The organism is Bacillus cereus group sp. MG9 (assembly GCF_040459995.1).
In the GTDB taxonomy this organism is placed as follows: Bacteria; Bacillota; Bacilli; order Bacillales; family Bacillaceae_G; genus Bacillus_A; species Bacillus_A mycoides.
The window spans coordinates 5272317-5285747 of record NZ_JARVHC010000001.1; the positions used below are offsets into that span (position 1 = coordinate 5272317).

Sequence of the window (13431 nt, forward strand, 5' to 3'; positions counted from 1 at the left end):
TACAGTGGACCGAATTTGGGGGTAACTAAAAAAGAGTATGATTTTCAACTGATTTCATGTAAATCGCATAGAAATACGAAATTCAGCCTTTTCATTTTTGGAGTATATAAATGAGTGTCGAGAAAAAACACTTTGCCTAATGGGTTCCATGGCTATGTCGAAGAATTAAAATGAGCTTATATATGATGATAATATCAAAACCGAGAGATTTATATCCTTTCATTATTTTTTATCAAATCATGAAAACTTCAATTGTACTATATGTACTATTTTAAACATATCCCCCTAGTTTCTTGACTAAGCTGGAAGTTTTCAAGATTAATTACTAATTGGTTAGATACTTGGTTAGATGAATTGTTATTTTAGTATTTGGCATAGCTGTAACAATGTTTTTTACAACAATCACACCATTTCCTAGTAACATCCCACCAACTAATAATACATATATGGATTTTTGATAATTTTACCCCCAACAGTCTATTATTCTAGAATCGTTCCTAAAAATCAATAGTTAATTGGTACTTTACTATTTTCACTTCATCACCATAACATATATTTGTCACATGTATTTATATTAGTAAACTGAAATAAAAAAGAGACAGCTCTGCCATCTCTTTTTTATTTCAGTTTACCCTCATCAAGACGTACGTGAGGTTCTCCCCCATACGGCTTTTCGTTGGTCTTCTTTCTTTGACATGTAATCAGTTTATAGACTGATCAGATGTTTTTTATATCAACTTGTATATCACTTCTAAACAAAAATAAGTATCTTTTCTTTTGTCTACTACATTTTTTCTGGTGCAGATACTCCTACGATTGCTAATGCATTTTGAAGTGTCGTGCGTACTGCTTTCATTAATTCGTAACGAGCTTTACTTAATTCTAAGTTATCTTGGTTTAATACTTTTTCTGCATTGTAGAAGCTGTGTAATGCTGCAGCTAATTCAAATGCATAGCTTGTAATGCGGTGTGGCAGACGCTTTTGCGCTGCATCCGCAACTACAGCTGGGAATTCACCAAGTTTTTTCAGTAACTCTACTTCTTTCTCAGAAGTAACAAGTTTGTAATTCACGTCTCCGCCTGTAGCTAATCCTAACTCTTCACCTTGACGAAGGATACTGCATACACGGGCATGTGCATATTGTGCATAGTATACCGGGTTTTCATTAGATTTTGATACAGCTAAGTCCATATCGAAGTCTAAATGAGAATCACCGCTACGCATTGCGAAGAAGTATCGCATTGCGTCCACGCCTACTTCTTCCATAAGCTCACGAAGTGTAACTGCTTTACCTGTACGCTTACTCATTTTCATTTTTTCACCATTTTGGTACAGTTGTACCATTTGGATGATTTCTACTTCAAGTGTTTCTTTATCGTAACCTAGTGCTTGAATAGCAGCTTTCATACGAGGAATGTAACCGTGGTGGTCAGCACCCCAAATGTTGATTAGCTTATCGAAACCACGCTCTAATTTATCACGGTGATAAGCGATATCTGGCGTTAAGTATGTGTAAGAACCGTCATTTTTAATTAATACACGGTTTTTGTCGTCACCGTAAGTCATTGAACGGAACCAAGTTGCTCCGCCTTCTTCAAAGATTTCGTCACGCTCTTTTAATACAGCAAGAGCCTTATCAATTTTTCCGTTTTTGTATAATGATGTTTCTGAGAACCACACATCGAAGTTAACACGGAAGCTTGCTAAATCTTTTTGAAGTTTTGCTAACTCATACTTTAAACCGTATGAACGATAGAATTCATAGCTTTCTTCTGCATCAGCTTTTGCATAACGATCGCCAAACTCTTCAGCTAAGCGTTTACCGATTCCAATGATGTCCGCACCATGGTAACCGTCTTCTGGCATTTCTTTCTCTAAACCTAAAGCTTGCATGTAACGAGCTTCAACAGAAAGAGCTAAGTTATGAATTTGGTTACCAGCATCATTAATGTAGTACTCACGAGATACATCATATCCTGCTTTTGCTAATACGTTACATAAAGTGTCACCTACTGCCGCACCACGTGCATGTCCTAAGTGAAGATCACCTGTTGGATTCGCAGATACGAACTCAATTTGTACTTTTTCACCTTTACCAGTATTCGTTTCACCGTATGCTTCACCAGCGTTGACGATTGTTGGGATTAAGTCTGTTAAGTAGCTATTATCCATGTAGAAGTTAATGAAACCAGGACCAGCGATTTCAATTTTTTCAATAGAAGCTTTTGCTTTATCGAAGTTTGCAACTAAGTCTTCTGCAATCATACGAGGTGCTTTTTTCGCAACGCGTGCAAGTTGCATTGCCATATTTGTAGAGAAGTCACCATTTGTTTTATCTTTTGGAGATTCTAATACAACGTTTGGAATTTGTTCTTCTGTCGCTAGTTCTGCCTTTAATACAGCAGCTTGAATTTCTTCTTTAATCAATCCTTTTACTTGTTCTAAAGAATTCATTATTTTGCCTCCTTCAAATTAAGTGTAATTGTATATCTGCCAGCTTCTTGTTCACTTAGAAGCAATGCGTACGTTAAGAAGAGTTGTCCTTTTTTCTTTTCATCCGACCATTTAAAAAGAACGTTATCAGTTTTCGTTTGCAATGCAAACGTACCAAGTTCACTCGTATACGTACCAGTTGTCCATTCACCTTTCACATGCGTCTGACGCATAGAAATAGCACCTGAACGCATAATGAGAACTTGTTCATCTTGAATTTTAATAATTGTTTTCACTTCGCCTTGTTCGTTCGGCTCTTGGAATGTTATATATGTACCTTGACCTTTTACATAGTATTGACCATTTGCTTCAAAAGCAACGGTTTCCTTCCTCGCCCCTTCACGGATTTCTGTTACGAAATGAACGTGTACCGGCAAGCCTGCAAGTTGTTTCTTCACGTCTTGCACACCCTTCAAATGTTATAGATATTAAATACTACTTATAATAAATCACTTTTCCTATCATATCAAAAAAAGACTCTGTCTGTCTGCTGAAAAATCAGGAAAACTCCTTTTCAAAAAATAATTCACCTTCACTTTATTTCATATGTTAAAATATTTTTTAAATCTAAATATTCTTTCATTTCAAGGGGTGAATTTGGTGCTACTAACAAAATTAAAAAAAGGTGATGAAATAAGGGTTATTTCACCATCTTGTAGTTTAAGTATTGTCTCAAATGAAAACAGAGACCTTGCTATAAAAAGATTAACCGACATAGGCTTTCAAGTTACATTCTCAAAATATGCTGATGAGATAGATCGATTCGCTTCCTCTTCTATTTCTTCACGAGTTCAAGACCTCCACGAAGCATTTAGAGATCCTAATGTAAAAGCCATTTTGACGACACTTGGCGGATACAACTCTAATGGTTTATTGAAACATCTCGATTATGATTTAATTCGAGAAAATCCGAAAATTTTCTGCGGTTATTCTGATATTACCGCTTTAAGTAACGCAATTTATGCTAAAACAGGCTTAGTTACATATTCAGGTCCTCACTTCTCTTCATTTGGAATGGAGAAAGGGCTCGATTATACGACCGATTACTTTTTAAAGTGCTTAACTTCTCATGAACCTATTGAAATACTACCAGCTGAAACTTGGAGCGATGACTCTTGGTATATGGATCAAGAAAATCGAGAATTTATTAAAAATGAAGGATATGTTTCAATTCAAGAAGGGGAAGCGATGGGAGATATTATTGGTGGCAATATGAGCACATTTAATTTACTGCAAGGTACACCATATATGCCAAGCTTACAGGGCAAAATTTTATTTCTTGAAGAGGATAGTTTAACAGGAAAATCTACCCTAAAAACTTTTGATCGATATTTACATTCTCTTATGCAGCAACCTGACTTTGAACATGTAAAAGGCATTGTTATAGGACGAATGCAAAAAGGAGCAGAATGTACGATAGAAGACATTCAAGAAATGATTGCTTCAAAGCCTGAACTTACACATATACCTATCATTGCAAATACAAGTTTCGGACATACAACTCCTATTTTTACTTTCCCAATTGGCGGAAGGGCAAAAATCATTTCTAATAAAGAAAGTTCAGCTATCACCATTTTAACTCACTAAAAAAGGAGCGAACGATTCGCTCCTTTTATGGTTTTTCTATTTTTTGCAACGCTTTTTGCGGGATTGATTCTTTCGAGATTTCAGCCCATCCTTTTCCCTGCATACCTTTTGCATAAATTTTTATAAAAGCACCCGTATGCAATTCACGGTTCACCATTCTTTTAATAACTTGTAACTTTCCATCTTCTGTATACCCTTTAAATGTATACAAATATTCATCGTCTTTTTTTTCACTTTTATCTATAACAGCATAATAATCTTGTATTTCTTTATTTGAAAAGAAGTTGTCTACAAAAGCATGCACACCTTCTGTTTTCGTGTTTAAATAATATGCTGTTCCTCCTAAAATAATGGCGAACACAGCTAAAACTTTAATTACCAATTTCATAAATGCGCCTCCTGTTTGCACTTCTTTCTCACTAACTGTCTGTCTATACCTGTATTATACGAAAAAAGGCATACTATACTCTATCGAAATGCCTTACACTTTCCTTACATTATTGTAAGAGTTTTTCACCTTACAGCAATTTCCCAATAAAAATTTTTTCCGTTTAACAAACTTTTATATTATTATTGAATGATACAAATTTTTATTACAAAAATCAAAGGAGACAGTTTTCAAATGGCTATCTTGCAAGGTTTAGCACTATTACTTGTTGTACTTTGTCTATTTACACTTTTCAGTTACCGTGCGCCTTACGGAATGAAAGCAATGGGCGCTTTAGCTAATGCAGCAATCGCAAGTTTTCTTATTGAAGCATTTCACCGTTATATTGGTGGAGAAATGTTTCATAATGACTTTTTACAATCAGTAGGAGAAGCTTCTGGTAGTATGAGCGGTGTCGCAGCGGCAATTTTAGTCGCATTAGCAATCGGCGTTTCACCCGTATACGCTGTTTTAATCGGTATAGCTACTAGTGGATTCGGTATTTTACCAGGATTTTTCGCTGGATACGTTTGTGCTTTCGTCGTGAAATTTCTCGAAAAGAAATTACCAGCTGGTGTAGAATTTTTAGCAATCCTATGTATTGCCGCACCAATTTCACGTGGAATGGCCATGCTTATGGATCCACTCGTTAACGCAACACTCGGTAAAATCGGTTCTATGATTTCAGTTGCAACTACAGAAAGTCCTATCATTATGGGTATTATGCTTGGTGGATTAATAACAGTTATTTCTACATCTCCATTAAGTTCTATGGCACTAACTGCAATGCTTGGATTAACTGGTTTACCAATGGCAATTGGTAGTCTTGCCGTAGCAGCTTCTGCCCCAATGAACTTCATTTTCTTTAAACGACTAAAAATCTGTTCAAAGAAAGATACAATCGCCGTGGCAATCGAGCCGTTAACACAGGCCGATGTTGTCTCAGCAAATCCAATTCCTATCTATATGACAAACTTTGTTGGCGGTGCGCTTGCCGGTATTATTACGTCGCTATTCCAGCTCGTTAATAATGCACCAGGGACAGCATCACCAATTCCAGGACTTCTCGTACTGTTCGGATTTAATGATGTAATAAAAGTAACGATTGCTGCCGTATTATGTGGAATCGTTACCACTATTGTTGGATACGTCGGTTCCATTGTGTTCCGCAAATATCCAATCCGTTCTGCTGATGAAATTCGCGGAATTACTTCGGAAGAGAAAGTTGCGTAAAGAAAGGGAGCTATTCTCATCGTTTGAGAATAGCTCTTTTTTATGTCGCTTGACGGTAAGTGAAATTATATTGAACACAACTCCGCATATATCGACTTAACTACTAAATAAAACAATAATAACCTACCTATTAATAAAAGAAGCCGGCTCAAAACACTTTTTGAGTCGGCTTCACTTTTACTTTATCCAGCTACAGCGGCTAGAATGATCGGTGGCTTCGCTTCTTCCTTCGAGGCAAAAAACGCCTCTACGTCTGAAGCTCCATCCCCCTCACATTCTGAGCGAGCCGCTTGCACTTTTATTTTATCCAGCTACAGCAGCTAGAATCCCCGGCCATTTCACACTCTCGTTCGAAGCCAAAAGCGCTTCTCGGTCGAGCTTTCCAATGACCTGCGATTCTGAGCGAGCTGCCTACGCTTTTATTTAACCCAACCGAGCAGCATTTCCCGCACGAATTTGCTTGCTGCGATTGGTGTTTGATCACTATGATCGTAGACTGGAGCTACTTCTACTAAGTCTGCTCCGACTACTTTTATATTTGAATTTGCAATTGCTACGATGGACTCTAATAGTTCTTTAGATGTGATACCTCCAGCTTCTAATGTTCCTGTTCCAGGAGCGTGAGCTGGGTCTAATACGTCGATGTCAATTGTGACATAGACTGGGCGTCCTGCAAGTTTCGGTAATACTTCCTTTAACGGTTCTAATACGTCAAATTTATATAAGTTCATTCCTACTTCTTTTGCCCATTCGAATTCTTCCTTCATTCCAGAACGAATACCGAAAGAATATACGTTTTCCGGACCAATTAAATCGCACACTTTACGAATTGGTGTAGAGTGGGATAAAGGCTCTCCCTCATATGACTCACGTAAGTCAGTATGAGCATCCATATGGATGATTGCTAAATCCGGATATTTTTTTGCCATTGCCTTAAAAATTGGCCAAGACACTAAGTGCTCTCCGCCGAGACCTAGTGGAAACTTACCGGCATCTAATAGTTTTGTTACATATTCTTCAATCATGTCTATGCTGCGCTGTGGATTCCCAAATGGTAATGGGATATCACCCGCATCAAAATATTTTACCTCTTCTAGTTCACGATCTAAATACGGACTATATTCTTCAAGACCGATTGATACTTCACGAATACGTGCAGGGCCAAAGCGAGATCCTGGACGGAAACTTACTGTCCAATCCATAGGCATCCCGTAAATAACTGCCTCTGACTCTTCAAAACTTGGATGACTTTTAATAAATACTTTACCTGAATAAGCTTCATCAAAACGCATATTCTTTTCCTCCTTATGTGGAACTTAAGGTATCCCAACCTTTCACTATTTCTCAAATTTGGAGCGCATTGCTCCTCTTTCTCGATTTACCTGGGCCTTCTTGTTATCACAAGAAGACTACTTCATTTGTAGCAGTGTAAGTAACTAGCATGTTCAAGCCTTCTAGACAAACACCTTAAATGAGTTACTTACACTTTATTTATTTCAATTTAACGCTCTTACTTAATTAAATCGCCAACAAATTTCGGTAATGCGAATGCTGCATTGTGTAATTCTTTTGTGTAATATTTCGTTTCGATTTCATGGAAACGCTCTTCACTTACTTCTAATGGATCATGTTTTTTAGATCCGATTGTGAACGTCCAAAGTCCACTTGGATACGTCGGAATGTTTGCTGTGTATAGACGAGTAATTGGGAAAATCTCTTTTACGTCTTTAAACACAGTTGTAATTAGTTCTGGTGTAAACCAAGGGTTGTCCGTTTGGGCAACGAAAATACCATCTTCTTTTAACGCTTTAGAAATTCCAGCGTAGAAGCCTTTTGTAAATAGGTTTACTGCTGGGCCTACTGGCTCAGTAGAATCTACCATAATTACGTCATATTCATTTTCGCTTTCTGCGATGTGTAGGAAACCGTCTCCTACTTTTACTTCTACACGCTCATCATCTAATGCGCCTGCAATTGATGGTAAGTATTGTTTAGAGTACTCAATTACTTTTCCATCAATTTCAACAAGAGTTGCTTTCTTTACGCTTGGGTGTTTTAATACTTCACGAATAACACCACCATCGCCACCGCCTACTACTAATACGTTTTCAGGGTTTGGATGTGTAAATAAAGGTACGTGCGCTACCATCTCATGATAAACGAACTCGTCCTTTTCTGTTGTCATAACCATGCCATCTAAAATAAGCATGTTTCCGAACTCTTCCGTTTCAACCATATCAAGTTTTTGGAATTCTGTTTGCTCCGTATGTAATGTGCGGTTAATACGCGCCGTAATTCCAAAATGCTTTGTTTGTTTTTCAGTGAACCATAGTTCCATCGTACAATCACGCCTTTCAATGCAAATTTATAATAGGGACATCATTAATGTCCCCTAACAAAAATAAAACAAAACATCCAAAAAGTATAGTTAAAAGTACAAAAATACCGAAAATATATTTTAGTCAGAGGGTTCTAACATATATGTGAAAAGGGATTGCTCTGTAATAGGAAAGAAAACCCTTTCTTAAGAAAGGGTTTTTGTCTCTATTTCTACCGGTTTACGAATCGGAATTAAAATCATTACGCAACCAACTAACACAATAATTCCACCGACTAAAAACGGACTTTGTGGTGAAACTGTATGACCGATGACTCCTGATAAAATTGGAGCAATCGCGCCTCCTAACCAACGAACGAAGTTATAAACACCTGATGTAACAGATCTTTCATAAGGTGAAATATCCATTACATAACTTGTAAATAACGCGTTATTTAAGCCTGATGCTAATCCTGATAGAACGATTAACACGATTTGTAACCACATGATTTTAACGAAGAATAGTGCAATTAAGAAAATCGCAAATACAAGTAAACTACCTTTTAACAATGTTTTTGGTTCATATTTACCTTCTAGCTTATGTGCTAAAATTGCTGATCCGTAAGCTAATGCTAATCCCCATCCGCAAAATACAAATCCTAATTGAATAGCAGATAAATGCATAATCAGTGGTGAATATGCTAACACGACGAAAAATCCGTAGTAGTATAACATCCCGGAAATAGCACCTTGCATAAACGGTTTATACTTCACCAGGTTAAGTAATTCTCCTACGCCTGCCGCTTTACGCTTCACTTTTCGCTCCGGTTCTTTTACAAAAAAGAAAACTAAAATAAATGCTAAAGAAATTAAAATACTCGTCGCAAAAAATGGGTAACGCCAAGAATGTCCACCTAATATACCGCCTAATAAAGGTCCACCTGCCATCCCTAAACCGATAGCTGCTTCATATAATCCTACTGCTTCATGAACTTCTTTACTTAATGCAATTAATAATGTCATCGCCGTTGCGAAGAACATCGCATTTCCTAATCCCCACCCCGCGCGGAAAAGAGATAATTGAGCAATCGTTTGCGATATACCACATATAAATGCAAATACAGTTACAATCGCAAGACCGATCGTCATCATTCGTTTATCACCAAATCTTGATGCGAATATTCCAGCGGGTAACATCATAATTGCCATCGTTAAAATATAAGCTGTAAATAACATCTCGACTTGCCAATGCGAAGCACCAATTTGTTCAGCAATACTTGGTAAAATTGGGTCGACTACTCCTATACCTGAAAAGGCAAGGAAGGTAGCCACCACTGTAATCAATCTCCCTAATTTTTGTTTGCTCTCCATTTTGATTACTCTCCTTTTGTATTCTCTAAAAATGTAACTGCACGGCTTAAACTATCCTCTAGCTCTGCCTTAACACGCTGCATTTGCTCCATTTTTTCGTCTAACGTTTGCACTTGTTTTTCAAGCATCTCTTTAATTTCTTGAATCACTTCACGGTCACGCGGATTCTCACTATTTCTTCTTTGTTCCATTCTTTCTTTTAACGATAAGAAATGTTGCATTTCTTGAAGCGTAATTCCTAGTACTTCTTTCGCTTCCACAATCCTTTTAATTCTCGCAATGTCCTCGTCTGTATACAGGCGAATGTTCCCTTCACTGCGTTCTGGGGGATGAATTAAACCAATTTCCTCATAATAACGAAGTGTACGCTTTGTTAAACCAACTTGCTTTGTTACTTCATCAATTTTATACATGTGTATTCCTCCCTTCACCGATTATTACATTTTACGTTAACGTTAACTTTTGTGCAACTGTTATACTTTTGTAAATGTTTGTCATATGAATTGTATTTTTCTCAAAGCAGTTTCATAATAAAAGAAAAGAGATGATAAGGAGATTTCCACATGAATAAACCACTTATTTTCGCTCATCGCGGGGTAAAAGGAACACACCCAGAAAATACGATGATTGCCTTCCAAGAGGCTGAACGCATTGGGGCTCATGGAATTGAACTTGATGTTCATCTATCAAAAGATGGTGAACTAGTTGTTATTCATGATGAAACGGTGGACCGCACAACAAATGGCGTGGGACTTGTTTCTGAGAAAACTGTAGAGGAATTACAAGCTTTAGATGCTGGTAGCCATAAAGATCCTTCTTTCCATGAGGCGAAAATCCCAACATTACGAGAAGTATTTATTTGGCTCTCTACAACAAATTTACAACTTAACATTGAATTAAAAACAGATGTTCTTCATTATCCAAATATTGAAGAAAAAGTTGTTGCTCTTGTTCGTGAATATCATCTATCCAATCAAATTGCATTTTCATCATTTAACCACGATTCCGTTTCATTATTAGCAGAAATTGCTCCAGAAATTCCAAGAGCGATTTTGTACGATACACCACTTGCAGATCCTATTGCTGAAGCAAAAAGGCGCGAGGCGACTGGATTACATCCAAACTTTCAATTATTAACGAAAGAGTTTGTCCAATTAGCACAGGGGCAAGGATACGTTTTTCGTCCTTACACTATTAATGAATATAAAGATTTACAAACTATGATTGACTATGGTGTAGATGTCATCATTACCGATTGGCCAGCACGTGCCTTTGAGCTCCTTTCTTAATTGAAGGGGCTTTTTTGTTTTCAAAATTTCATTGTTTAAAATAAACGAAAACCCTCAATACTAATACAATAATGCTTGTATTAATGAGGGGCTGAAAAAGATGGATCAGACTATGAATCCAAAACTTAAAAAATATAAACGTCTTTTCTTCACCGTAATGTTTTCTTGTGTTCTTTTTTTCGTTTTTTCCTTTTTTATTATCATTATAGCTGCAAAAATTATGGGTCCTCCCCCTGTTGCAGTGCCGCAAACGAGTGTCTTTTACGCTAATGATGACACTGTTATAGGGCAAAGTAATGAAACACAAAAGCGCTATAATGTATCTCTTGATGAAATTTCTCCTTATGTAAAAGAGGCAACACTATCTATTGAAGATCAACGATTCTACAAACATCATGGATTTGATATAAAGCGCATTGTTGGTGCCATTGTTGCCGATTTAAAAGCAATGGCAAAAGTACAAGGTGCTAGTACTATTACACAACAGTATGCTCGTAACCTATACTTAGATCATGATAAAACGTGGAAGCGTAAACTATTAGAGGCAATGTATACCGTTCGCCTTGAAGTGAACTATAATAAAAATCATATTTTAGAAGGATATTTAAATACAATTTATTACGGGCATGGTGCTTACGGAATCGAAGCTGCTTCTCGCCTGTATTTCGATAAAACTGCAAAAGAATTAACATTAGCGGAAGCTAGTATGCTCGCAGGCATTCCGAAAGGACCTAGCTTCTACTCTCCCTTTTTAAAAGAAGAGCGTGCTAAAGGGCGTCAATCTCTCATACTAGATGAAATGGTAGAACAAGGTTATATTACAAAACAGCAAGCTGCCTCGGCAAAAAAGGAACCGCTAACTTTCGCCTCATTAGATACGAAAAAAGTGGCAGAGGTCGCGCCTTATTTCCAAGATGCTGTACAAGCTTCTCTTCTTCGTGATATCGGATTAGATGAGCAAGCCTTACAGCGAGGTGGCTTACGTATTTATACAACGCTAGACCCTAAATTACAATCTGTAGCAGAGCAAGCTGTAAAAAATCATATACCTGAAACAACAAACATCCAAACTGCCCTCGTCTCTATGAATCCAAAAACGGGTGAAGTGGCTGCCCTTGTTGGTGGAACTGATTATAATACGAGTCAATTTAACAGAGCTACACAAGCCGCTCGTCAGCCCGGCTCTACATTTAAGCCATTCCTATATTACGCAGCCTTAGAACGAGGATTCACCCCTGCTACGCGCTTAAAAAGCGAATACACTGTATTCACTTTAGGTGACGGTGTTTCCAAATATAAACCGAAAAATTATAAAAACTATTATGCAGACGACTTTGTGACAATGGCACAAGCACTCGCTGTTTCTGATAACGTATATGCTGTGAAGACAAATCTATTTTTAGGCGAAGACATTCTTACAAAAACAGCGAAGCAATTCGGTATTACTAGCGCATTAAAAGATGTTCCGTCTCTTGCTCTCGGCACATCTCCTGTAAAACCAATTGAAATGGTCAATGCTTATAGCATGTTTGCAAACGGCGGGAAAGAAGTAAAACCAATCTTTATAAGGCGCATCGTTGATCATGAAGGAAATATGCTATACGACGCTCATTTAGAAAGTAAACAAGTTCTAGATAAAAGCAAAGCCTTTGTGATGGAAGAAATGATGGCAGGCATGTTTAATAAAAAACTAAGCAGTTATGCCGCTGTGACCGGTCAATCGATGTTATCAAAACTATCAAGAACATATGCTGGAAAGTCTGGTTCTACAGAAACTGATAGTTGGATGATTGGATTTACCCCGCAGCTCGTAACAGGGGTTTGGATTGGATACGATCAACCTAAATCCATTTCAAACGTAGCAGAACAAGGATACGCAAAAAAAATATGGACCGATACAATGGAAAAAGGATTAGATGGACAGCCTAAACAAGAGTTCAAACAACCAGCAGATGTTGTTGCAGTCGATGTTAATCCTGAAAACGGTAAGATTGCTACAAAAAATTGTCCCATTTCTGTGAAAATGTATTTCGCAAAAGGTACAGAGCCAACAGAGTATTGTATGGATCACGTTGATGATAAGGAAGAGTTCGAAAAGGTTAGTGAAGAGAAGAAAAAGACGGGTTGGTGGAAAAAATATCTCCCGTGGTAAAAAAATAGCTGACGGAAATCCGTCAGCTATTTTTATTCGCCTAATAATGCGTGGCGCAATTCTTCACTAGATTCGTTCCAAATTGCTTCATTATGCTCTTTTAAGAATGTACCAAGTACTTTTTTAGATGATTCATCCATATGATCAATCATGATGTGACGCTTTAGTGATTTATCCATTTTATTTACATGCTCTGGAAGTGATTTATATCCGCGGCGAATTTCACGATCAACTGTCATTTCACAGGCTGTTGCACCTGCGTAATAAGCACCGTTTGGTGTTCTTTCAATTGTTACCCAAACAAGCCAAAACGGTTTTCCGTTTGGAACTTCATCTTTATTTGTTAAAAACTTAATTCCTTTTTCTACTGTACTACGCGCATGCATCGCACCGATATCAACGAACGCAGTTTTCTCTAATACATCAACAAATACAGGAGAAATATTTTCTAAACTTAATGCCCCAACGCCAAAACCACCATGTCCATCTGTTGAATCATTTTTCACGATATTAAAACCGATTTTTTTCTTTTTCTCTGTCATATGTAAACTCCTCCTCGCT

General features: G+C 37.4%; 12 protein-coding genes. 4 read left to right on the top strand and 8 right to left on the bottom strand.

What is annotated here, in order from left to right:
- Positions 1-784 precede the first annotated feature (784 nt).
- Together argS and QCI77_RS27160 are read right to left on the bottom strand one after the other, a co-directional pair.
- A complete protein-coding gene (argS, locus tag QCI77_RS27155; RefSeq protein ID WP_353825723.1) occupies positions 785-2455 on the bottom strand; it encodes an arginine--tRNA ligase in 1671 nt (556 codons plus the stop codon).
- Entirely contained in the window at positions 2455-2892 is a 438-nt protein-coding gene (locus QCI77_RS27160; protein WP_002089794.1) for a YwiB family protein, read from the bottom strand. The genes argS and QCI77_RS27160 overlap by 1 nt, the downstream gene beginning before the upstream one ends.
- 148 nt (positions 2893-3040) lie before the next feature.
- Here QCI77_RS27160 and QCI77_RS27165 point away from each other — a divergent pair, with 148 nt between their 5' ends.
- Entirely contained in the window at positions 3041-4081 is a 1041-nt protein-coding gene (locus QCI77_RS27165; RefSeq protein WP_328011349.1) for a S66 family peptidase, read from the top strand.
- A 25-nt stretch (positions 4082-4106) separates the two neighbouring features.
- On the opposite strand, the gene QCI77_RS27170 is transcribed toward QCI77_RS27165, so the two are convergent.
- A complete protein-coding gene (locus QCI77_RS27170) occupies positions 4107-4469 on the bottom strand; it encodes a YxeA family protein (protein ID WP_002130097.1) in 363 nt (120 codons plus the stop codon).
- A 234-nt stretch (positions 4470-4703) separates the two neighbouring features.
- Here QCI77_RS27170 and QCI77_RS27175 point away from each other — a divergent pair, with 234 nt between their 5' ends.
- Positions 4704-5741, top strand: coding sequence for a PTS sugar transporter subunit IIC (locus tag QCI77_RS27175; protein ID WP_002068536.1), 1038 nt, complete (start codon positions 4704-4706; stop codon positions 5739-5741).
- A 419-nt stretch (positions 5742-6160) separates the two neighbouring features.
- Here QCI77_RS27175 and speB read toward each other — a convergent pair whose 3' ends face one another.
- The 4 genes from speB to QCI77_RS27195 form a co-directional block, all read right to left on the bottom strand.
- Positions 6161-7033, bottom strand: coding sequence for an agmatinase (gene speB / locus QCI77_RS27180; RefSeq protein WP_002016350.1), 873 nt, complete (start codon positions 7031-7033; stop codon positions 6161-6163).
- 218 nt (positions 7034-7251) lie between these two features.
- Positions 7252-8079: a polyamine aminopropyltransferase gene (gene speE, locus QCI77_RS27185; RefSeq protein ID WP_000424693.1), complete on the bottom strand. Its 828-nt coding sequence runs from the start codon at positions 8077-8079 to the stop codon at positions 7252-7254.
- Positions 8080-8265: 186 nt separating this feature from the next.
- Positions 8266-9429, bottom strand: coding sequence for an MFS transporter (locus QCI77_RS27190; protein ID WP_353825724.1), 1164 nt, complete (start codon positions 9427-9429; stop codon positions 8266-8268).
- 5 nt (positions 9430-9434) lie between these two features.
- A complete protein-coding gene (locus QCI77_RS27195; RefSeq protein WP_002016353.1) occupies positions 9435-9842 on the bottom strand; it encodes a MerR family transcriptional regulator in 408 nt (135 codons plus the stop codon).
- A 150-nt stretch (positions 9843-9992) separates the two neighbouring features.
- Between QCI77_RS27195 and QCI77_RS27200 the strand changes: the two genes are divergently transcribed.
- The gene (locus QCI77_RS27200; protein ID WP_002089801.1) at positions 9993-10718 is read left to right on the top strand and encodes a glycerophosphodiester phosphodiesterase; all 726 of its coding nucleotides are present in this window, start codon (positions 9993-9995) and stop codon (positions 10716-10718) included.
- Positions 10719-10818: 100 nt separating this feature from the next.
- Complete coding sequence (locus QCI77_RS27205; RefSeq protein WP_002068524.1) at positions 10819-12870, top strand: transglycosylase domain-containing protein; 2052 nt, start codon at positions 10819-10821, stop codon at positions 12868-12870.
- A gap of 32 nt (positions 12871-12902) precedes the next feature.
- Here the strand turns inward: QCI77_RS27205 and QCI77_RS27210 are convergent, their stop codons facing one another.
- Positions 12903-13412, bottom strand: coding sequence for a YwhD family protein (locus QCI77_RS27210; RefSeq protein WP_002016357.1), 510 nt, complete (start codon positions 13410-13412; stop codon positions 12903-12905).
- Between the last annotated feature and the right edge of the window lie 19 nt (positions 13413-13431).

Excerpts from the sequence above, each read along its gene's own strand:
- argS (WP_353825723.1), bottom strand. The coding sequence starts at position 2,455 with ATGAATTCTTTAGAACAAGTAAAAGGATTGATTAAAGAAGAAATTCAA.
- QCI77_RS27165 (WP_328011349.1), top strand. The coding sequence starts at position 3,041 with ATGTTAAAATATTTTTTAAATCTAAATATTCTTTCATTTCAAGGGGTG.
- QCI77_RS27170 (WP_002130097.1), bottom strand. The coding sequence starts at position 4,469 with ATGAAATTGGTAATTAAAGTTTTAGCTGTGTTCGCCATTATTTTAGGA.
- QCI77_RS27175 (WP_002068536.1), top strand. The coding sequence starts at position 4,704 with ATGGCTATCTTGCAAGGTTTAGCACTATTACTTGTTGTACTTTGTCTA.
- speB (WP_002016350.1), bottom strand. The coding sequence starts at position 7,033 with ATGCGTTTTGATGAAGCTTATTCAGGTAAAGTATTTATTAAAAGTCAT.
- speE (WP_000424693.1), bottom strand. The coding sequence starts at position 8,079 with ATGGAACTATGGTTCACTGAAAAACAAACAAAGCATTTTGGAATTACG.
- QCI77_RS27190 (WP_353825724.1), bottom strand. The coding sequence starts at position 9,429 with ATGGAGAGCAAACAAAAATTAGGGAGATTGATTACAGTGGTGGCTACC.
- QCI77_RS27195 (WP_002016353.1), bottom strand. The coding sequence starts at position 9,842 with ATGTATAAAATTGATGAAGTAACAAAGCAAGTTGGTTTAACAAAGCGT.
- QCI77_RS27200 (WP_002089801.1), top strand. The coding sequence starts at position 9,993 with ATGAATAAACCACTTATTTTCGCTCATCGCGGGGTAAAAGGAACACAC.
- QCI77_RS27205 (WP_002068524.1), top strand. The coding sequence starts at position 10,819 with ATGGATCAGACTATGAATCCAAAACTTAAAAAATATAAACGTCTTTTC.
- QCI77_RS27210 (WP_002016357.1), bottom strand. The coding sequence starts at position 13,412 with ATGACAGAGAAAAAGAAAAAAATCGGTTTTAATATCGTGAAAAATGAT.